At 74.1% G+C, this 19,690-nt stretch carries 19 protein-coding genes; 11 read left to right on the top strand and 8 right to left on the bottom strand.

Translation table 11 applies throughout. The annotated features are described in order from the left end of the window. Positions 1-70 precede the first annotated feature (70 nt). From cobM to cobC, 5 genes are all read left to right on the top strand, one after another. Entirely contained in the window at positions 71-889 is an 819-nt protein-coding gene (gene cobM / locus ACH4F6_RS26415) for a precorrin-4 C(11)-methyltransferase (RefSeq protein ID WP_397962818.1), read from the top strand. Next, complete coding sequence (gene cbiE / locus ACH4F6_RS26410; protein ID WP_397962817.1) at positions 886-2,136, top strand: precorrin-6y C5,15-methyltransferase (decarboxylating) subunit CbiE; 1,251 nt, start codon at positions 886-888, stop codon at positions 2,134-2,136. The genes cobM and cbiE overlap by 4 nt, the downstream gene beginning before the upstream one ends. Next, positions 2,133-3,824: a precorrin-3B C(17)-methyltransferase gene (gene cobJ / locus ACH4F6_RS26405; protein WP_397962816.1), complete on the top strand. Its 1,692-nt coding sequence runs from the start codon at positions 2,133-2,135 to the stop codon at positions 3,822-3,824. Before cbiE ends, cobJ begins: the two co-directional genes overlap by 4 nt. 157 nt (positions 3,825-3,981) lie before the next feature. Next, positions 3,982-4,929, top strand: a complete 948-nt coding sequence (locus tag ACH4F6_RS26400; protein WP_397962815.1) for a sirohydrochlorin chelatase — start codon at positions 3,982-3,984, stop codon at positions 4,927-4,929. Further along, positions 4,919-5,980, top strand: a complete 1,062-nt coding sequence (gene cobC, locus ACH4F6_RS26395; RefSeq protein ID WP_397962814.1) for an Rv2231c family pyridoxal phosphate-dependent protein CobC — start codon at positions 4,919-4,921, stop codon at positions 5,978-5,980. Before ACH4F6_RS26400 ends, cobC begins: the two co-directional genes overlap by 11 nt. 373 nt (positions 5,981-6,353) lie before the next feature. Here the strand turns inward: cobC and ACH4F6_RS26390 are convergent, their stop codons facing one another. The 4 genes from ACH4F6_RS26390 to ACH4F6_RS26375 are packed head-to-tail and all read right to left on the bottom strand — an operon-like array spanning position 6,354 to position 9,940. Beyond that, positions 6,354-7,445: an amidohydrolase family protein gene (locus ACH4F6_RS26390; RefSeq protein WP_397962813.1), complete on the bottom strand. Its 1,092-nt coding sequence runs from the start codon at positions 7,443-7,445 to the stop codon at positions 6,354-6,356. Positions 7,446-7,455: 10 nt separating this feature from the next. After that, on the bottom strand, positions 7,456-8,259 hold the full coding sequence (locus tag ACH4F6_RS26385) for an amino acid ABC transporter ATP-binding protein (protein ID WP_397962812.1): 804 nt from the start codon (positions 8,257-8,259) through the stop codon (positions 7,456-7,458). Then, entirely contained in the window at positions 8,256-9,092 is an 837-nt protein-coding gene (locus ACH4F6_RS26380; RefSeq protein ID WP_397962811.1) for an amino acid ABC transporter permease, read from the bottom strand. Before ACH4F6_RS26380 ends, ACH4F6_RS26385 begins: the two co-directional genes overlap by 4 nt. Further along, positions 9,089-9,940 (bottom strand): transporter substrate-binding domain-containing protein, encoded by an 852-nt coding sequence (locus ACH4F6_RS26375; protein ID WP_397962810.1) that lies wholly within the window; start codon positions 9,938-9,940, stop codon positions 9,089-9,091. The genes ACH4F6_RS26380 and ACH4F6_RS26375 overlap by 4 nt, the downstream gene beginning before the upstream one ends. Positions 9,941-10,115: 175 nt before the next feature. Here ACH4F6_RS26375 and ACH4F6_RS26370 point away from each other — a divergent pair, with 175 nt between their 5' ends. The 6 genes from ACH4F6_RS26370 to thpD all read left to right on the top strand — a co-directional run bounded on the left by ACH4F6_RS26370 (position 10,116) and on the right by thpD (position 15,367). Then, positions 10,116-11,237 (top strand): pyridoxal-phosphate-dependent aminotransferase family protein, encoded by a 1,122-nt coding sequence (locus ACH4F6_RS26370; RefSeq protein WP_397962809.1) that lies wholly within the window; start codon positions 10,116-10,118, stop codon positions 11,235-11,237. A 180-nt stretch (positions 11,238-11,417) separates the two neighbouring features. Continuing rightward, positions 11,418-11,894, top strand: a complete 477-nt coding sequence (locus ACH4F6_RS26365) for a DinB family protein (protein ID WP_397962808.1) — start codon at positions 11,418-11,420, stop codon at positions 11,892-11,894. Between the two features lie 307 nt (positions 11,895-12,201). After that, positions 12,202-12,711: a diaminobutyrate acetyltransferase gene (gene ectA / locus ACH4F6_RS26360; RefSeq protein ID WP_397962807.1), complete on the top strand. Its 510-nt coding sequence runs from the start codon at positions 12,202-12,204 to the stop codon at positions 12,709-12,711. Between the two features lie 39 nt (positions 12,712-12,750). Further along, entirely contained in the window at positions 12,751-14,022 is a 1,272-nt protein-coding gene (gene ectB, locus ACH4F6_RS26355; RefSeq protein ID WP_397962806.1) for a diaminobutyrate--2-oxoglutarate transaminase, read from the top strand. 19 nt (positions 14,023-14,041) lie between these two features. Continuing rightward, entirely contained in the window at positions 14,042-14,446 is a 405-nt protein-coding gene (locus ACH4F6_RS26350; protein WP_397962805.1) for an ectoine synthase, read from the top strand. Between the two features lie 6 nt (positions 14,447-14,452). Then, a complete protein-coding gene (gene thpD, locus ACH4F6_RS26345) occupies positions 14,453-15,367 on the top strand; it encodes an ectoine hydroxylase (RefSeq protein ID WP_397962804.1) in 915 nt (304 codons plus the stop codon). 67 nt (positions 15,368-15,434) lie between these two features. On the opposite strand, the gene ACH4F6_RS26340 is transcribed toward thpD, so the two are convergent. The 4 genes from ACH4F6_RS26340 to ACH4F6_RS26325 form a co-directional block, all read right to left on the bottom strand. Continuing rightward, entirely contained in the window at positions 15,435-16,505 is a 1,071-nt protein-coding gene (locus ACH4F6_RS26340) for an aminotransferase class V-fold PLP-dependent enzyme (RefSeq protein ID WP_397962803.1), read from the bottom strand. Between the two features lie 124 nt (positions 16,506-16,629). Further along, positions 16,630-17,346 (bottom strand): DsbA family oxidoreductase, encoded by a 717-nt coding sequence (locus ACH4F6_RS26335; RefSeq protein WP_397962802.1) that lies wholly within the window; start codon positions 17,344-17,346, stop codon positions 16,630-16,632. A 111-nt stretch (positions 17,347-17,457) separates the two neighbouring features. Then, positions 17,458-18,066 (bottom strand): DUF1349 domain-containing protein, encoded by a 609-nt coding sequence (locus ACH4F6_RS26330; RefSeq protein ID WP_397962801.1) that lies wholly within the window; start codon positions 18,064-18,066, stop codon positions 17,458-17,460. 43 nt (positions 18,067-18,109) lie between these two features. Beyond that, complete coding sequence (locus ACH4F6_RS26325; protein WP_397962800.1) at positions 18,110-19,639, bottom strand: aldehyde dehydrogenase (NADP(+)); 1,530 nt, start codon at positions 19,637-19,639, stop codon at positions 18,110-18,112. Positions 19,640-19,690 lie beyond the last annotated feature (51 nt).

Genomic DNA, 19,690 nt, shown 5'->3' with positions numbered 1-19,690 from the left:
TCGTATCCGATCGAACCCCGGCCGCGCACGTCCGGCCGTACCCCATCCCGTCATGAGAGGACCCGAACCCATGGCCGACGCTCCCACCGGCAAGGTGACCTTCGTCGGCGCCGGCCCCGGCGCCGCCGACCTGCTGACGTTCCGCGCCGCGCGCGCCATCGCCGAGGCCGACGTCGTGATCTGGGCCGCGAGCCTGGTCCAGGCGGAGGTCCTCGAGCACGCCCGCGAGGGCGCCGAGATCCTGGACTCGGCGACCATGTCCCTGGAGGACGTCGTCGCCGTGTACGAGCGGGCCCGGGACGAGGGGCTGCGCGTCGCCCGGATCCACTCCGGCGATCCCGCGCTGTGGGGCGGTACGCAGGAGCAGCTCGACCGGTGTGCCGGGATCGGGATCGCCACGGAGATCGTGCCGGGCGTGTCCTCCTTCTCGGCGGTCGCCGCGCTCGCGCAGCGCGAGCTGACGATCCCCGAGGTGGCGCAGTCCGTGATCCTCACCCGGCTGGGCGGCGGCAAGACGCCGATGCCGCCCGGCGAGGAGGTGCGGGAGTTCGCGAAGCACGGCACGACCATGGCGGTCTTCCTGTCGGCCGCGCGCAGCGGGCAGCTCGTGCGCGAGCTGCTGGAGGGCGGCTACCCGACCTCCACCCCGGTCGTCGTCGCCCACCAGGCGACCTGGCCGGAGGAGCTGGTCGTGCGCTGCACGGTCGGCACGCTGGAGGAGACCGTCAAGGAGCACAAGCTCTGGAAGCACACCCTGTTCCTGGTCGGTCCCGCCCTCGACGCGCACGGCACCCGCTCGCACCTGTACCACCCCGGCCACTTCCACGGATTCCGCAAGGCCGATCCGGCCGCCCGCAAGGCGCTGCGCGAGCGGGGTGCCGGTACGTGAGCCGGCCGATCACCGTCTTCGGCACGGGGACGGGGGCGCCGCCCGGCCCCGGTGAGCTGGCCGGTGCCGGGCTCGTCGTCGGCGGGCGGCGCCACCTGGACGCGGTGACCCTGCCCGCGGGCGCCGAACGCGTCGTGCTCGGGCCGCTCGCGCCCGCCCTCGACGCCGTCGAGGAGTACGTCGCCGAGGAGCGGCGGGTGGTCGTGCTGGCGTCCGGGGACCCCGGGTTCTTCGGGATCGTGCGGGCGCTCGCCGAGCGGTTCGGGGCGGACCGGCTGGACGTGCGGCCGGGTGTGTCGTCCGTCGCCGCGGCCTTCGCCCGGCTCGGGCTGACCTGGGACGACGCCGTCGTCGTCAGCGCGCACGGGCGTGATCCGCGGACGGCCGTGCAGGTGTGCCGGGCGCATCCGAAGGTGGCCGTGCTGACCGGGCCCGGCGCCGGGCCCGCCGAACTGGGCGCCGCGCTCGCCCGGACCGCGCCCGGCCGGGTCCTCGTCGTCGCGTCGGCGCTGGGCGACCCGGTGCGCGAGCGCGTGGAGCGGGTCACCCCGGCCGAGGCCGCGGCCCGCGACTGGGGCGTGGCGGTGAACGTGGTGCTGTGCCTGGACGGGACGCGGGCGCCCGGTCCGGCGCGGACCCTCGCGGGGCCGGCGCCGGGGCCCGCCGGGTGGGCGCTGGACGAGCGGGAGTTCGCCCACCGCGACTCGATGATCACCAAGTTCGAGGTGCGGGCGCTGGCGCTGGCCCGGCTGGGCCCGCGCCTCGGCGACCTGGTCTGGGACGTCGGCTCCGGGTCGGGGTCCGTGGCCGTGGAGTGCGCGCGGCTGGGGGCCGCCGTCAGCGCGGTCGAGAAGACCGAGGACGGGGCCGCCCGGATCCGTGCCAACGCCGCCGCGTACGGCGTCGACGTGCACGTGGTGCGGGGCGCCGCGCCCGAGGCGCTGGCCGGGCTCGACGATCCCGACGCCGTGTTCGTCGGGGGCGGCGGGCGGGAGCTCGCCGACATCGTCGGGGTGTGCGCGCGGCGCGCCCGGCGGACCGTGGTCGTCGCCCTGGCCGCGCTGGACCGGGTGCCGGCGGCGCGCGCCGCGCTCACCGGCGCCGGGCTGGACTGCGACGGCGTGCTGGTGCAGTCCGCGCGGCTCGCGCCGCTGCCGGGGGACGTGACCCGGCTGGCGGCGGCCAATCCCGTTTTCCTGCTGTGGGGCGTCAGGCCCCGCACGAACCGAGAAGGAGTCGCTCTGTGATCGGCCTCATTTCCGCCACCGCGGCGGGGGCGGCGGCACGCGACCGGCTGGCCGCGGCGTGGCCGGACCGCACGCGCGTGTACGACGGTCCCGTCGGGGACGCCGTACGGCGGGCGTTCGCGGAGTGCGAGCAGCTCGTGTGCTTCCTGGCCACCGGGGCCGTGGTGCGGCTCCTCGCGCCGCTGCTGGGCGACAAGGCGACCGACCCGGGTGTGGTGTGCGTCGACGAGGCCGGCCGGTTCGCCGTCTCGCTGGTCGGCGGGCACGGCGGCGGCGCCAACGACCTGGCGCGCGCCGTGGGCGGGTTGCTGGGCGCCGAGCCGGTGGTGACGACGGCCACGGACGCCGTCGGGATGCCCGGCCTGGACACCCTCGGGCTGCCCGTGGAGGGCGACGTCGCCGGGGTGAGCCGGGCCCTGCTCGACGGGGAGCCGGTCGCGCTGGACGCGGAGGTGGCCTGGCCGTTGCCGCCGGTGCCGTTCGCGGAGCGCGGCGCGTACACCGTCCGGGTGACGGACCGGGCGGTCGAGCCCGGCGCCCGCGAGGTGCTGCTGCGCCCGCCGTCCCTGGTGGTGGGGGTCGGCGCGTCCAAGGGGGCGCCCGCCGAGGAGGTGCTCGACGTCGTCGAGGAGGCCCTGCGGGACGCGGGACTGTCCGCGCGGAGCGTGGCCGAGCTCGCCACCGTCGACGCGAAGGCCGGCGAGCCCGGCGTCCTCGCGGCGGCCTCCCGGCTCGGCGTGCCCGTGGTGACGTACTCCGCCGGGGAGCTGGCCGCCGTCGAGGTGCCCAACCCGTCCGGCGCGCCCCTCGCCGCCGTCGGCACCCCGTCCGTCGCGGAGGCCGCGGCGCTGGTGCGCGGCGGGGAACTCCTCGTGCCCAAGCGGAAGTCGCGGCGCGCGGACGGCCGGCCCGCCATGGCGACCTGTGCCGTCGTACGGCGTCCGGGGCGCGGGCGGCTCGCGGTCGTCGGGCTCGGGCCCGGGGCCCGGGACCTGCTCACGCCGCGCGCGCAGGCCGAGCTGGCGCGGGCCTCGGTGCTCGTCGGGCTCGACCAGTACGTCGACCAGATCCGCGACCTGCTGCGGCCCGGCACCCGGATCCTGGAGTCGGGGCTCGGCGCCGAGGAGGAGCGGGCCCGGACGGCCGTCGCGGAGGCGCGCCGGGGTCAGGCCGTCGCGCTGATCGGCAGCGGGGACGCGGGCGTGTACGCCATGGCCTCCCCCGCGCTCGCCGAGGCCTCCGACGACATCGACGTGGTCGGGGTGCCGGGGGTGACCGCCGCGCTGGCCGCCGCCGCGCTCCTGGGCGCGCCGCTGGGCCACGACCACGTGTCGATCAGCCTGTCCGACCTGCACACGCCGTGGGAGGTCATCGAGCGCCGGGTGCGGGCCGCGGCCGAGGCGGACCTCGTCGTGACCTTCTACAACCCGCGCAGCCGGGGCCGCGACTGGCAGCTGCCGAAGGCGCTCGCGATCCTCGCCGGGCACCGGGAGCCGTCGACGCCGGTCGGTGTCGTGCGCAACGCCTCACGGCCGGACGGGTCGAGCCGGGTGACGACGCTCGCCGGCCTCGACCCGGCGACCGTCGACATGATGACGGTCGTGACGGTGGGCAACACCGCGACCCGCACCGTCGCCGACCGCATGGTGACGCCGCGCGGCTACCGCTGGCAGGAGGGCGCCCGGTGACCCGGGCCGGGCGCCCCGTCGTGCGCCGGGCGACGCCGCCCGCGCGCCCGTCGCCGGCCCGCGCCCCGGGCGCCGGGCCCGTGAAGGGCGGGCCGGCGGTCGCCGCCGCGCCCGCCGCCCTGTCGTACCACCCCGTTCCGCACTCCGAGGAGACATCGTGACCACCCCGCCGCCCGCCCTGCTCATCGCCGGCCACGGCACCCGGGACGACGCCGGGGCCGAGGCGTTCCGCGACTTCGTCCGGGAGCTGGGACGCCGCCACCCCGAGCTGCCCGTCGCGGGCGGTTTCATCGAACTGTCCCCGCCGCCGCTGGGCGAGGCCGTCACCGAACTGGTGGAGCGGGGCGTGCGGCGGTTCGCCGCCGTGCCGCTGATGCTGGTGTCCGCCGGGCACGCCAAGGGGGACATCCCGGCGGCCCTGGCCCGGGAGAAGGAGCGGCACCCGGGCGTCTCGTACACGTACGGGCGGCCGCTGGGCCCGCACCCGGCGCTGCTGAGCGTCCTGGAGCGGCGGCTGGACGAGGCGCTGGGCGGGGCCGGCCGCGCCGCCGGGGACCGGTCCGACGTGACCGTGCTGCTGGTCGGGCGCGGCTCGACCGACCCGGACGCCAACGCCGAGGTCTGCAAGGCGGCCCGGCTGCTGTGGGAGGGGCGCGGGTACGCGAACGTCGAGACGGCGTTCGTGTCGCTGGCGGCGCCCGACGTGCCGAGCGGGCTCGACCGGTGCGCGCGGCTGGGCGCGCGGCGGATCGTCGTCCTGCCCTACTTCCTGTTCACCGGCATCCTGCCGGACCGGGTGCGGCGGCAGACCGAGGAGTGGGCCGCGGCGCACCCGGAGGTCGAGGTGCGGTCGGCGGACGTCATCGGGCCCGAGCCGGAGCTGCTGGACCTGGTGATGGAGCGGTACGCGGAGGCCGTCAAGGGCGATCTGCGGATGAACTGCGACTCGTGCGTGTACCGCGTCGCGCTGCCGGGCTTCGAGGACAAGGTGGGGCTGCCGCAGCAGCCGCACTTCCACCCGGACGACGACGGCCACCACCACCACGGTCACGGGCACGGTCATGGGCACGGGCACGGAGGGCACACGCACTCCCATGCGCACTGACGGGCACGACCTGCGCCACCACGGTGACGCGGAGGTACGCGACGACGGCTCGGCGCTGGTCGACCTCGCGGTCAACGTCCGCGCCGGCACCCCTCCGGACTGGCTGCGCGAGCACATCGCCGCGTCCCTGACCGGCCTCGCGGCCTACCCGGACGGGCGCCGGGCGCGGGCGGCGGTGGCGGCGCGGCACGGGGTGCCGGCCGGGCGGGTGCTGCTGACGGCGGGTGCGGCGGAGGCGTTCGTGCTGCTCGCGCGGGCCCTGGAGGTGCGCCGGGCGGTGGTGGTGCACCCGCAGTTCACGGAGCCGGAGGCGGCGCTGCGGGACGCCGGGCACGCGGTCGGACGGGTGCTGCTGCGCGAGGAGGACGGCTTCCGGCTGGACCCGGCGGCCGTCCCGGAGGACGCCGACCTGGTGGTCGTCGGCAATCCGACGAACCCGACGTCGGTGCTGCACCCGGCGGCCCTGCTGGCCCGGCTGGCCCGTCCGGGGCGGACGCTCGTGGTCGACGAGGCGTTCATGGACGCGGTGCCGGGCGAGCGGGAGGCCCTGGCGGGGCGGACGGACGTGCCCGGGCTGGTCGTCCTGCGCAGCCTCACGAAGACCTGGGGGCTGGCCGGTCTGCGCATCGGGTACGTCCTCGCGGACCCGGACACGATCGCCGCGCTGGAGCGGGCCCAGCCGTTGTGGCCGGTGTCCACGCCGGCGCTGGCCGCGGCGGAGGCCTGCGTGTCCGCGCGCGCCCTGGCCGAGGCGGACCGCGCGGCGCACCGGGTCGCGGCGGACCGGGCCCACCTCGTGGCGGGGCTGGAGGAGTTCGCCGGGGACGGGGTGCGGGTGGCGGGGCCGGCGGAGGGGCCGTTCGTCCTCGTCCGGCTGCCGCGGGCCGCCGCCGTCCGCCACCGGTTGCGCGCCCTGGGCTTCGCGGTGCGCCGTGGGGACACCTTTCCCGGGCTGGACGAGGAGTGGCTGCGGCTGGCGGTGCGGGACCGGGGGACGGTGAACCGGTTCCTCCAGGCACTGGATCAGGCGCTGGCGGCGACGTCGCGCTGAGCGGGGTCCCTCCGGGGTGGTCTCGGGGGGTGCCCCGCCGCCCCTGCCCGTCCTGTCTCCAGGGGCTCCGCCCCTACGACCCCGCCAGGGGGCTCCGCCCCCTGGACCCCCGGCCTTCGCCCGCCCACCACCCGACTCGGTCGGCCGAAAGGTCACCCGGCCCGCCGACTCCCGGGCTTCCGGGCTTCCGGGGGCGCAACGGCGTGCGGGCGGGTGGGGGCTGTCGCAGTTCACGGTGTGGGCCCCCGGGGAGAGCACGCTCGGGGCCTTAAGAGGACGGCGCGGCGCCAGCCGTCCGACAGCGGTCCCGCCGGAGTTCACGCCACCGCGGCGCGCCCGTGCGCGTCGTCGCGTCCGCGTCCCCCGCGGGGCGTCACCCCACCACCCGTCCGTTCACCACGACCCGCTTCGGGGCCCCCAGCACCCGTACGTCCGTGCGGGGGTCCCGGTCGTACACCACCAGGTCGGCCGGCGCGCCCTCCTCCAGGCCGGGGCGGCCGAGCCAGGCGCGGGCGGACCAGGTCGTCGCCGCGAGCGCGTCCACCGCGGGGATGCCCGCCGTCACCAGTTCCGCGACCTCCTCGGCCACCAGGCCGTGGGGCAGGGAGCCGCCCGCGTCGGTGCCGACGTAGACCGGGATGCCGGCGTCGTAGGCGTTGCGGACGGTGTCGTAGCGGCGGGCGTGCAGCCGGCGCATGTGGGCCGACCAGCGCGGGTACTTCGCCGCGCCGCCGTCGGCGAGCTCCGGGAACGTGGCGATGTTGACCAGGGTCGGGACGATCGCCACCGCACGCGACGCGAACAGGGGGATCAGGTCGTCCGTGAGGCCCGTCGCGTGCTCGATGCAGTCGATGCCCGATTCCACCAGGTCGCGCAGCGAGTCCTCGGAGAAGCAGTGGGCCGTGACCCGCGCGCCCAGGCGATGGGCCTCCTTGACGGCCGCCTCGGCGGCCTCGCGCGGCCAGCAGGCCGACAGGTCGCCCGCCTCGCGGTCGATCCAGTCGCCGACCAGCTTGACCCAGCCGTCGCCGCGCCTCGCCTCCCGGGCGACGTGGGCGACCAGTTCCTCCGGTTCGACCTCGTGGGCGTAGCCGCGGAGGTAGCGGCGGGTGCGGGCGATGTGCCGGCCGGCCCGGATGATCTTCGGGAGGTCCTCGCGGTCGTCGGTCCAGCGGGTGTCGGAGGGCGAGCCCGCGTCGCGGATGAGCAGCGTCCCGGCGTCCCGGTCGGTGAGCGCCTGCCGCTCCGCCACGTCCCGGTCGACCGGCCCGTGGGCGCCGAGGCCGACGTGGCAGTGCGCGTCGACCAGGCCGGGCAGCGCCCAGCCGTCCACCCGGCGGACGTCGCGGGCGCCGGGTGGACGGTCGTAGGAGATCCGGCCGCCGACGACCCACAGGTCGTCGCGGACGTCGTCGGGTCCGGCCAGGACCCGGCCCTTCACGTGCAGCACCGGCTCATCGCTCATGCACCGCACCCTAGTCACCCGGCTGTTCGGTCCTGCCCACCTGGTCGGACGTCTCCTCCTCCACCTCCGCCATCGCGGGGTCGAGGAGGCGGGAGAGGAAGTGGCGGGTGCGTTCGTGGGCGGGGTCGCCGATGACCTGTGCGGGGGCGCCGTCCTCGACGACCACGCCGCCGTCCATGAAGACGACCCGGTCGGCGACCTCGCGGGCGAAGGTCATCTCGTGGGTGACCACCATCATCGTCATGCCCTCGTTCGCCAGCATGCGCATGACCGCCAGGACGTCTCCCACCAGCTCCGGGTCCAGCGCCGACGTCGGCTCGTCGAACAGCATGACCTCCGGGCCCATCGCCAGCGCGCGGGCGATGGCGACCCGCTGCTGCTGGCCGCCGGAGAGGGAGGAGGGGTAGGCGTCCGCCTTCTCGGACAGGCCGACGCGTGCCAGGTTCTCGGCGGCGACCCGCGCGGCCCGCGCCTTGTCGCGCCGGAGCACCCGGCGCTGCGGCAGGGTGAGGTTCTCGGTCACCGTGAGGTGCGGGAAGAGGTTGAACTGCTGGAAGACCATGCCGATCCGGCGGCGCGCGGCGTCGATGTCGACGTCGGGGTCGGTCAGCTCGGTGCCGCCGACGAAGACCCGGCCCTCGGTGGGTTCCTCCAGGAGGTTGACGCACCTCAGCAGCGTCGACTTGCCCGAACCCGACGGGCCGATGACGCAGACGACCTCGCCCTGACCGATCTCCAGGTCGATCCCGCGCAGCACCTGGTTGTCGCCGAACGACTTGTGCAGGCCGCGTACGTCGATCTCGGGTCGGCTCATCTCACGGCCTCCTGTGCCTTCGCCTCCATGCGGCGTACGACGAAGCCGAGCGGGATCGTGACCAGCAGGTAGCACAGGCCGGCGACGAGGATCGGCGTGGAGTTGGCGGTCGTACTGGCCAGGTCGCGGCCGTACTTGGACAGTTCCCGCTCCTCCAGGGTGACGCCGAGGAAGAGGACCAGCGAGGAGTCCTTGAACAGGAGCACCAGCTCGTTCGTCAGCGGCGGGAGGATGATGCGGAAGGCCTGCGGGATGATGATCGAGATCATCGCGCGGGCCGGGGAGAAGCCCAGGGAGCGGGCCGCTTCCATCTGGCCCCTGGGGACCGCCTGGATGCCCGCGCGGATCGTCTCCGCCATGTACGCGGCCGCCACCAGGCCGAGCGCCAGGGCGACCTTGCCGTACGTGCCGCCGACGATCTCGGTGCCGGGGAAGGCCAGCGGGACGGCCACCCCGATGAAGATGAAGATCAGCAGGGCGGGCAGACCGCGGAAGATCTCGATGTAGATCCCGGCGAGCCAGCGGTAGGGGCCCACGGACGACAGCCGCATCAGCGCGATCACCATGCCGAGGGCCAGTCCGACGGCGAAGCCGGTCACCGTGTAGAGCACGGTGTTCTTCAGCGCCAGCGTGATGACGTCCGGGAACATCCGCTCGGCGATGTCGGCCTGCGCGAACTGGTTCTGCAGCCGGCCCCAGTCCGCCGAGACCGCGAGGGCGGTCACGGCGGCGACGAAGACGACGTACTGGACACCGCGCGAGACCCTGCGCTTCTGGCGCCGGGTCAGGCCCTTGCGGCGCGGGACCGACTCGAGCGTCGTGTCCTCGCTCATGAGGCGGACGGGGAGGCAGCGGCCGCGTCGTACGGGCCGATCCACTGCTCGTACAGCTTCTTGTACGTGCCGTCGGCCTTGGCGTCGGCGATCGCCTTGTTGATGGCCTCGACCAGCTTCGTGTTGCCCTTCTTCACCGTGAAGCCGTACTGCTCACCGGTGTTGAGGTTGTCGACGACCTTGAAGGCGTCCGCGTTGGCCTTGTCCTTCAGCCAGCCCTGGACGACCGGGTAGTCGATGACGACGGCCTTGACCTGGCCGGTGCGCAGGCCGTTGAGGACGGCGTCGGAGGACTCGAAGGAGACCGGGTCGAAGCCCTGCTTCGTCACGTAGTCCTCGCCGGTGGTCTGCGCCTGCGCGCCGAGCTTGACGTTCTCGGACTTGATCTCGGCGAGGGAGTTCACCCCGGCGTCCTTGTCGACCAGGACGGCCTGCGTGGCGTCGAAGTACGGGTCGGAGAAGTCGACGTTCTTCTTGCGTTCCTCGGTGATGGTCATGCCGGCGGCGGCCAGGTCGCACTCGCCGGAGTTGAGGAAGGCGCCGGTCTTGAAGTTCTCGAAGGGGGTGTCGAGGATCTCCTGCTTCACGCCGAGGTCCTCGGCGACGAGGTCGATCAGGGAGACGTCGAAGCCCTGCACCTTGCCGTCGATCTCCGACTGGAACGGCGGGTACGGCAGGTGGGTGCAGGTGGTGAGCTGTCCGGCCTTGACCAGCTCGACACCTCCCGCGGCGGTCTTGGTGCCGCTGCCGCCGTCGTCGCTGGAGGTGCAGGCAGCCGTGAGCATCAGCCCGGCCGTCGCGGTGATGGCGGCCAGGGTGCGCGTCCGGCGCCCGGAGAGCGTGTTCACGACGGGCCTTCCTGTAAGGAGACGATGGAGTTCTGATTATAAGGATGTGTTTGACTTCCCCCAACCGAACCGATGGTCACCGAGGCTTTCCGCCTGGGAAGTCACCGGTCGCGGCGGTGGGGGACGTGCCGGTTACTCTCGTCACGTCTACCCCGTGAGCAAAGAGAGCATTGCCGTGACGCATCCGTTCCTGGACCTGGCCCCGCTGACCGCCGCCCGTTTCGCCTCGATCGAGGACCGTGTGGCGCGCCTGCTGAGCACCCGGCAGGACGTCGTGATCATGCAGGGTGAGGCGCTGCTGCCGCTGGAGGGCGCGATCCGGGCGACGGCCGGTCCCGGCACGACCGCCCTGAACGTCATCACCGGTCCCTACGGGCAGACCTTCGGCGACTGGCTGCGGGACTGCGGCGCCACGGTGATCGATCTGGCGGTGCCCTTCCACACGGCGGTCGGCGCCGAGCAGATCCGCGACGCCCTCGCCGAGCACCCGGAGATCGACTTCGTGTCCCTGGTGCACGCGGAGGCGGCCACCGGCAACACCAACCCGGTCGCGGAGATCGGCGAGGTGGTGAAGGAGCACGGCGCCCTGTTCTACCTGGACGCGGTGGCCTCCGTGGGGGCCGAGCCGGTGCTGCCGGACGTGTGGGGCGTGGACCTGTGCGTGATCGGCGCGCAGAAGGCGATGGGCGGCCCCGCGGGCGTGTCGGCGGTGTCGGTGAGCGAGCGGGCCTGGACGCGGATGGCCGCGAACCCGCGGGCGCCGCGCCGCTCCTACCTCTCCCTCCTCGACTGGAAGGAGCGCTGGGTCGACGGCGGCCGCAAGGCGCTGCTGCACGCGCCGGCGCAGCTGGAGATGCTGGCGCTGGAGGCCTGCGTGGAGCGGATCGAGGCGGAGGGCCTGGAGAACGCGATGGCCCGGCACGCGTCCGCCGCGGCGGCGACCCGCGCGGGCGTGGCGGCCCTGGGCGGCGGCGTGGAGCCGTACGTGCACGAGGCGGCCCAGGCGGCGCCGGTCGCGACGACCCTGCGCACCCCGTCCGGTGTCGTGGCCTCGGAGCTCGTGGCGCGGGCCCTGGCGAAGGACCCCGCGCTGCCGCTGGCCGCGGGCGGGGGCGCGCTGGCCGGGGAGATGATCCGGGTCAACCACTACGGCGCCGACGCGACCCCGGGCGCGGTCCGCGGCAGCCTGACGGCGCTGGGCGGGGCGCTCGCGGAGCAGGGACGGACCGTGGACCTGGCGGGCGCGCTGCGCGCGGCCGAGCAGGCCTGGGACCAGGGCGCGGCGGGCGCCCGGTAGCCCCCGCGGTCGCGACGCCGGGGCCGGAGGCCCCGGGCGGTCCCGGCGGGAACGGGGGCCCGGCACCGCGTCCCCGTCAGTCGCGCAGCCGGGCGTGCGCCCGGACCCGGCGCGGGTGTCGGTGGGCGCTGCCGTGCTCGCGGGACGACGACTCTTCCCGACGGCCGCCCGGTCCCCCCGATGACGGGTGACGAACGGCCCGTGCTCGACAGCCGGCCCGACTTCCACCGCGCCACCCTGGAACTCAAGTGCGCCGGCCTGAACGACGCGCAGCTTCGGCGCGCGTCGGCCGAGCCCTCCTCCCTCACCCCGCCCGGCCCGGTCCAGCACCTCGCCGAGGTCGAACGGAACCGGTTCCAGCGGGTCCTCGCCGGGCGCGACGTGCCGCCCCCGTACGGGGAGGGGACCGGGTACGCCCTCGACCCCGGCCGGGGGCTCGCCGAGGCCCTGGCCGACCGGCGCCGCGAGACGGCGCTCGGGCGGGAGCCGACCGCCGGGCGTCCGCCCGACGACACCGGACGGATCACCGACGGCCCGATGGCCGGCCGGGAGGCCGGTCCGCGGTGGCTGCTGATTCACCTCATCGAGGAGCACGCGCGGCACAACGGCCACGCGGACATTCTGCGGGAGCGTATCGACGGAGTTACCGGAGCCTGAATTCAGGGTAATTCGCCGACAATTCGAGCGGGTGGATTTCCGTTACTCTTCTGCCCGCTCTCCCCGACGCCAAACGCAAAGATTTCGCGAACGTTCCGAGACCTTGTCCGGGCGGATCCCGTGAGGATTTCCCCGTGTGACACGTTCCACAGGGCGCCCGTTCTGCGGCATTTGCGCCACCCAAATCACCCCATAGACGACACCGCTCGCGCCCGATCGCCCGCTCGCGCGGATAACACGGGAACAGCCGTCCCGTAACCCCCGCAGCCCATGCATTTTTCTCTTTCCCTCGGTAAATTCGATCCGCATGACTGCCACACAAGCAGACCTGCGGATCGACCGCCCCTCGGTGGCCGACGGGGCCGCGCTCTGGCGTATCGCCAAGGAATCCGGGAAGCTCGACCTGAACTCGTCCTACAGCTATCTGCTGTGGTGCCGTGACTTCGCCGGCACCTCGGCGGTGGCCCGTGCCGAGGACGGGGAGCCGGTCGGCTTCGTCACCGGGTACGTCCGCCCCGAGGCACCGCACGTCCTGCTGGTCTGGCAGGTGGCGGTCGACCCCGCGTACCGCGGCCGCGGCCTCGCCGCCGCCCTGCTCGACGGGCTGACCGCACGGCTCGCCGCCGAGCGCCCCCTCACCACCGTCGAGACCACCGTCACGCCGGGCAACACCGCCTCCGAGCGGCTGTTCACCTCCTACGCCGCCCGGCACGGGGCGGACGTCACCCGTGAGGTGCTGTTCGACGCGGGCCTGTTCCCGGACGGCCCGCACGAGACCGAAGTCCTGTACCGCATCGGCCCGTTGACCTCCGCCTGACCCAACCCCCCACACCGTCGCACCGAGGAGCGTTTCGCCGTGACCATCACCCAGCCCGACCTCAGCGTCTTCGAGACCGTCGAGTCCGAGGTGCGCAGCTACTGCCGCGGCTGGCCCGTCGTCTTCGACCGTGCCCGGGGCAGCCGCATGGAGGACGAGGACGGCAACCGGTACCTCGACTTCTTCGCCGGCGCCGGGTCGCTCAACTACGGCCACAACAACCCCGTGCTGAAACGGGCGCTGATCGACTATCTGCTGCGCGACGGCGTCACCCACGGGCTCGACATGTCCACCGTCGCCAAACGGTCCTTCCTCCAGACCTTCCAGGACCTGGTGCTGCGGCCCCGCGACCTGCCGTACAAGGTCATGTTCCCGGGCCCGACCGGCACCAACGCCGTGGAGTCGGCGCTGAAGCTGGCGCGGAAGGTGAAGGGGCGCGAGGCGATCGTGTCGTTCACCAACGCCTTCCACGGGATGTCGCTGGGCTCGCTGGCCGTCACCGGCAACGCCTTCAAGCGGGCCGGCGCGGGCATCCCGCTCGTGCACGGCACGCCGATGCCGTTCGACAACTACTTCGACGGCACGGTCCCCGACTTCCTCTGGTTCGAGCGACTGCTCGAGGACCAGGGGTCCGGGCTGAACAAGCCCGCCGCCGTGATCGTCGAGACCGTGCAGGGCGAGGGCGGCATCAACGTCGCCCGCCCGGAGTGGCTGCGGGCGCTGGCCGGGCTGTGCGAGCGGCAGGACATGCTGCTGATCGTCGACGACATCCAGATGGGGTGCGGCCGCACCGGGGCGTTCTTCTCCTTCGAGGAGGCCGGGATCGTCCCCGACGTCGTCACCGTGTCCAAGTCCATCAGCGGCTACGGACTGCCCATGTCGCTGTGCCTGTTCAAGCCCGAGCTGGACGTGTGGGAGCCGGGCGAGCACAACGGCACCTTCCGCGGCAACAACCCGGCCTTCGTCACCGCCACCGCCGCCCTCGAGACGTACTGGGCCGACGGCTCCGCCATGGAGAAGCAGACCCGCACCCGCGGCGAGCAGGTCGAGCGGGGGCTCATCGCCATCACCGAGGAGAACCTCGCCGACGTCAAGGAGTACCGGGGCCGCGGCCTGGTGTGGGGCCTGGAGTTCCACGACAAGGGGCGCGCCGGCCGGGTGGCGCGGCGCGCCTTCGAACTCGGGCTGCTGGTCGAGACGTCCGGCCCCGAGAGCGAGGTCGTCAAACTGCTGCCGGCCCTCACCGTCACCCCCGAAGAGCTCGACGAGGGCCTGGACGTCCTCGCCCGGGCCGTCCGAGAAACCGTCTGACCGGAGGAAGTGCACCACCGTGATCGTCCGCTCGTTCAAGGACATCGAAGGCACCGACCGGCACGTGAAGGCCGCGTCCGGCACCTGGGAGAGCAAGCGCGTCGTCCTCGCCCGGGAGGGGGTCGGCTTCTCCCTCCACGAGACGATCCTCTACGCCGGCACCGAGACGTCGATGTGGTACGCGAACCACATCGAGGCCGTCGTCTGCGTCGAGGGCGAGGCCGAACTGACCGACCACGAGACCGGGCTGACCCACGCCATCACGCCCGGGACCGTGTACCTCCTCGACGGGCACGAGCGGCACACGCTGCGCGTCGAGGAGGACTTCCGCTGCATCTGCGTGTTCAACCCGCCCGTGACCGGACGGGAGGACCACGACGAGAACGGCGTCTACCCCCTGCTCACCGAGCCCGAGGAGGTGTGAGGACCCATGGCCACCCGCCTGACCGCACCCGCCGCGACCGCCTTCCCCGACCTCTACCCCAGCCGCGGCGCCACCGAGGTGACCCGGCCCCGCCAGGACCCCGTCGTCTGGGGCGCCCCCGACGCGCCCGGCCCGTTCGAGCCGCTCGACCTCCAGTCGTTCGAGCGTGACGGCTTCACCACCGTCGACCGGCTGCTCACGGACGACGAGGTCGCCGTCTACCGGCGGGAACTGGACCGCCTGGTGAACGATCCGGCGGTCCGGGCCGACGAGCGGTCCGTCGTCGAGCCGGCGTCCCGGGAGATCCGGTCCGTCTTCGAGGTGCACCGGATCAGCGAGGTGTTCGCGCGGCTCGTGCGGGACGAGCGGGTCGTCGGCCGGGCCCGCCAGATCCTCGGCTCCGACGTGTACGTCCACCAGTCGCGGATCAACGTCAAGCCGGGCTTCGGCGCCTCCGGCTTCTACTGGCACTCGGACTTCGAGACCTGGCACGCCGAGGACGGGCTGCCCCGGATGCGCACGGTGTCGGTCTCGATCGCGCTCACCGAGAACCACGACACCAACGGCGGGCTCATGATCATGCCGGGTTCGCACAAGACGTTCCTCGGCTGCGCCGGCGCCACCCCGAAGGACAACTACAAGAAGTCGCTGCGGATGCAGGACGCGGGCACGCCCTCCGACGAGGCGCTGACCGAGATGGCGTCCACGTACGGCATCAAGCTGTTCACGGGCCGGGCCGGCTCGGCGACCTGGTTCGACTGCAACTGCATGCACGGCTCCGGCGACAACATCACGCCGTTCCCGCGCAGCAACGTCTTCATCGTGTTCAACAGCGTGGAGAACACGGCGCTGGAGCCGTTCGCGGCGCCGGTGCGCCGGCCGGAGTTCATCGGGGCGCGGGACTTCACGCCGGTGAGGTAGGCGCCCTCCAGGACCCCGGGCCGGGCCCCCTCAGGTGGGACGGGGGGCCCGGCCCGGTCCCGTGCGCTCAGCCGGAGAGCACGTCCAGCAGGCGGTCGACGTCCTGCGGGGTGTTGTACAGGTGGAAGGCGGCGCGCAGGTTGCCCGCGCGGTCGGAGACCTGGATGCCGGCCTTGTCCAGCTCGGGCTGCCGGTGGCCGAGTCCGGGCACCGAGACGATCGCGGAGCCGGGGGCGGACACGGGTGCGTGGCCGAGCTCCGCGAGTCCGGCCCGCAGCCGCTCGGCGAGGGCCGTGTCGTGGGCGTGGACGCGGTCCACGCCCAGCTCCTCCAGCAGGTCCAGGGAGGCGCGCAGCCCGGCGTACGTGAACAGGCTGGGGCTGATGTCGAACCGCCGTGCGGAGCGGGCGAGTTCGGTGACGGGGCCGTAGCAGCTGGCCCAGGGCTCCTCCCCCGCGGCCCAGCCGGCCAGCAGCGGTGTCAGTCCGCCGAGGTCCTCCGGCACGACGAAGAAGGCGGCCCCGTGCGGGCCGAGGAGCCACTTGAAGCCGACGGCGGCGACGAAGTCGTCCGCGCCGGCGGTGAACGGCAGCCAGCCGGCCGACTGGGAGGCGTCGACGTACAGGCGCGCCCCGTGGGACCGGGCCGCCTCCCGCACCGCGGCGAGGTCGACGAGGCGGCCGTCCGCGGACTGGGCCGCGCTGACCGCGACGAGCGCGGTGCCGGGGCGGACGGACTCGGCGATCCGCTCCAGCGGGACGGCCCGCACCTCGAGGTCGGCACGCATGTGGAACGGGTTCACCAGGGAGGAGAAGTCGCCCTCGGCGGTGAGGACTCCGGCTCCGGCGGGCAGCGCGGCGGCGATCAGACCGCCGTACTCGGCGACCGAGGCCCCGGTCGCCACCCGTGCGACGGGCACCCCGGCCAGCCGGGCGAACGAGGCGCGGGCGGCCTCCACGTCCTCGTACAGCGGGCCCAGCGGCACGCCCTCGGCCCGCATCCGCACCGCCCGGTGCAGGGCGGTCACCGTGCGGGCCGGCAGCAGGCCGTTGCTCGCGGTGTTGAGGTAGGTGTTCTCCGGGGCGAACTCGGCGCGGACGAGGCTCTCGAAGGTCTCCGTGTGCTCCGTGGTCTCCATGGCTCCACTGTGGGGCCCGCGGAAGTCGCAGTCCATTGCGCATTTCTACGCGGTGTCCCCAAGGAACGCTTATGCGTGCGCCTCCGCCTGCGCTTCCGTGCCCGCCCGCCGCCGGAGCCCGCGTTCAGTGCCGCGGGACCGCGCACCCGTCCGGCCCACACGCCTCGGCGTCGCCCTGGTCGATCAGGGTGAGCGGCGAGCGCTCGCCCCAGGCCTGGGTCAGCGCCCGCGCGAAGACCTCGGCGGGCTGGGCGCCGGAGACGCCGTACGTGCGGTCCAGGACGAAGAACGGCACGCCGTTGGCGCCGAGCTGGGCGGCCTCCCGTTCGTCGGCGCGGACGTCGTCGGCGTACGCGGACGCGTCGGCGAGCACCGCGCGGGCGGCCTCCGCGTCGAGTCCTGCCTCCCCGGCCAGCTCCACCAGGCGCTCGTCGCCCTCGGTGAAGACGGACCGCTCGTCGGCGAAGTTGGCCCGGTACAGGATCTGGATCAGCTCGTCCTGCCGGCCGTGCTCCTTGGCGAAGTGCAGGAGCCGGTGCATGTCGAAGGTGTTGCCGTGGTCGCGGCCCCGGGTGCGGTAGTCCAGGCCCTCGGCGGCGGCCTGGGCGCGGAGGTTCTCCTCGCCGGCCCGGGCCTGGGCCTCGCTCATGCCGTACTTCCGGGTGAGCATCGTGATCACCGGCTGGACGTCGCCCTTGGCGCGGCCGGGGTCGAGCTCGAAGGAGCGGTGCACCACCTCGACCTCGTCGCGGTGCGGGAAGGCCTCGAGCGCCTTCTCGAAGCGGGCCTTGCCCACGTAGCACCAGGGGCAGGCGATGTCGCTCCAGATCTCGACGCGCATGTCTCGGCTCTCTCCAGGTCGTACGGGTACGGAGACGTCCTCCGCACGGAGGCTTCCTCCGCCGAGTGCATGAACGTTCAAACAGCCTGGGCCATTCCCCGCTCCCCGCGCTCAGCTCCCGTCACGCAGTTCGTCCGGCCAGCTGGGGCGGAACTCCAGGTGGTCGTAGGTGACGACGCACCCCTCCCCCAGCGGCGCCTGCGCCATGAAGCCGACCAGGGCCGCGCCCGTCTCCTTCTCCTCCCCCAGCGTGAACAGCCGCACGAAGGTCCAGCGCTCGCCGTCCCGGGAGGCGTGGAAGGCGAAGGCCCGCCCGGTCCGGCTCACCCGCAGCCAGACGGAACTGCCTTCCACGGTGAAGGAGTTGGCGTCGTCGGAGTGTCCCCGGGTGACCACCGTGCAGACGATGGGCACGTCCGGGGAGTACTCCAGGCACAGCTTGGCCCAGGCCCGCTGCCCGACGTGGACGTACAGCACCCCCGCGTCGAAGGCGCCGTTGAACCCCACGGTGACCCGGGCGATGAGCTGGAAGTCCCCCTCGGGCGCCCCGAGCAGCCGGGGCGCGTCGGAGGCGGGGTCCAGGGCCTCCCCGGTGGGCGGCACGAACCGGTCCTGCCGGGGGCCGGCCCATCCGGTGAGGACACCGTCCTCGTAGGACCAGTTCCCGTCGGGGCCGTAGGTGCGCAGGGGAAAGGGGAGTTCGGGGAGTTCGACGTCCATCCTCGGGGTCTTCCGGTCTCCTTCGTCGCGTACGGTTCCGGGGTCAGCGCTCGAGGTGGTTGTTGAAGCGCCGGGGCAGGCCGAGCGGGTTGTCGTCCCGCAGCTCGGGCGGCAGCAGCGCCTCGGGGGCGGCCTGGTAGACCACCGGACGCAGCCACCGCTCGATCGCCGTCCCGCCCACGGAGGTCGACGTGGACGTCGTGGCCGGGTACGGCCCGCCGTGGTGCTGGGCCGGCGCGACGGCGACCCCCGTCGGCCAGCCGTTGACCAGCACGCGTCCCGCGAGCGGCGTGAGCTCCGCGAGGATCTCGGCGCCGCGGCCCTCGCCGGCCGCTTCCTCGCCGGACAGCTGGACCGTGGCCGTGAGGTTCCCCGGCAGGCGCGAGAGGACGGCCTTGACCTCGCTGTCGGAGGCGTAGCGGGCCACCACGGTGACCGGCCCGAAGCACTCCTCGAGGAGCAGGTCGTGCTCGCCCTCGTCCGCCAGCCGGGCCGCCGGCACGGTGAGGAACCCGGCGCTGACGGTGTGCTCCCCGCCCGCGCCCGGCGTCACCGGCGAGTCGACCTCCGGCAGCCGCGTGCGCTCGGCGACGCCCGCGATGAAGTTGTCCCGCATGCGGTGGTCGAGCAGCACGCCCGCGTCCGTGTCGCTGACGGCGTCCGTCAGCGACTTGACCAGCCCGTCGCCGGCGGCGCCGGACGGCACCAGCACGAGCCCCGGCTTCACGCAGAACTGCCCGACGCCCAGGGTCATCGACCCGGCGAGCCCCGCGCCGATCTCCTCGGCGCGCTCGGCGGCCGCCGCCTCCGTCACGACGACGGGGTTGAGCGAGCCCAGTTCGCCGTGGAACGGGATCGGCACCGGCCGGGCCGCCGCCGCATCGAACAGCGCCCGGCCGCCCCGGACGGACCCGGTGAAGCCGGCCGCGGCGACCAGCGGGTGCTTGATGAGCTCGACGCCCGCCTCGAAGCCGTGGACCAGGCCCACCACGGCCTGGTCGATGCCGTGCTCGGCGGCCGCGGACCGCAGGACGTGGGCGACCAGCTCGGACAGGGCCGGGTGGTCGGGGTGGGCCTTGACGACGACCGGGCAGCCCGCGGCCAGCGCGCTCGCGGTGTCGCCGCCGGCGACGGAGAAGGCGAAGGGGAAGTTGGAGGCCGAGTAGACGGCGACCACGCCCAGCGGCACCTTGTAGCGGCGCAGGTCGGGGACCGGCGGGGTGGCGGTGTCGTCGGGGTGGTTGATGACGACGTCGAGGAAGGCGCCCTCGTCGACGATGCCGGCGAACGCGCGCAGCTGGTAGCAGGTGCGGGCGAGCTCGCCGGTCAGCCGGACCGGGCCGAGGGCGGTCTCGGCGTCGGCGACCTCGACCAGCTGCTCCTTGGCCGCCTCGAGGCGGTCGGCGGCGGTGCGCAGGAAGGCCGCGCGGACGGTGCGGTCGGCGAGGGCGTCGCGCGTGGTGTGCGCGGCGCGGACGACGGCGTCCACCTCCTGGGCCGTGGCCTCCACCGCAACCTGTTCCCGCTGCTTCCCGGTTCGGGGGTCGACACTCCAGACTGGTGCTGCTGCCACCGCGGTCCCTCCACGTTTGTTGCCGCATGCCCTATGCGCAATGCCGCGTCC

It is taken from the genome of Streptomyces sp. NPDC017936 (assembly GCF_044328485.1).
In the GTDB taxonomy this organism is placed as follows: Bacteria; Actinomycetota; Actinomycetes; order Streptomycetales; family Streptomycetaceae; genus Streptomyces.
This window is presented reverse-complemented; position numbering and strand designations above follow the sequence as displayed.

Coding starts and splice junctions, on each gene's coding strand:
- cobC (WP_397962814.1), top strand. CDS start 4,919: ATGCGCACTGACGGGCACGACCTGCGCCACCACGGTGACGCGGAGGTA.
- ACH4F6_RS26385 (WP_397962812.1), bottom strand. CDS start 8,259: ATGAGCCGACCCGAGATCGACGTACGCGGCCTGCACAAGTCGTTCGGC.
- ACH4F6_RS26330 (WP_397962801.1), bottom strand. CDS start 18,066: ATGGACGTCGAACTCCCCGAACTCCCCTTTCCCCTGCGCACCTACGGC.
- thpD (WP_397962804.1), top strand. CDS start 14,453: ATGGCCACCCGCCTGACCGCACCCGCCGCGACCGCCTTCCCCGACCTC.
- cobM (WP_397962818.1), top strand. CDS start 71: ATGGCCGACGCTCCCACCGGCAAGGTGACCTTCGTCGGCGCCGGCCCC.
- ACH4F6_RS26335 (WP_397962802.1), bottom strand. CDS start 17,346: ATGCGCGTCGAGATCTGGAGCGACATCGCCTGCCCCTGGTGCTACGTG.
- ACH4F6_RS26340 (WP_397962803.1), bottom strand. CDS start 16,505: ATGGAGACCACGGAGCACACGGAGACCTTCGAGAGCCTCGTCCGCGCC.
- ACH4F6_RS26390 (WP_397962813.1), bottom strand. CDS start 7,445: ATGAGCGATGAGCCGGTGCTGCACGTGAAGGGCCGGGTCCTGGCCGGA.
- ACH4F6_RS26380 (WP_397962811.1), bottom strand. CDS start 9,092: ATGAGCGAGGACACGACGCTCGAGTCGGTCCCGCGCCGCAAGGGCCTG.
- ACH4F6_RS26365 (WP_397962808.1), top strand. CDS start 11,418: ATGACGGGTGACGAACGGCCCGTGCTCGACAGCCGGCCCGACTTCCAC.
- ectA (WP_397962807.1), top strand. CDS start 12,202: ATGACTGCCACACAAGCAGACCTGCGGATCGACCGCCCCTCGGTGGCC.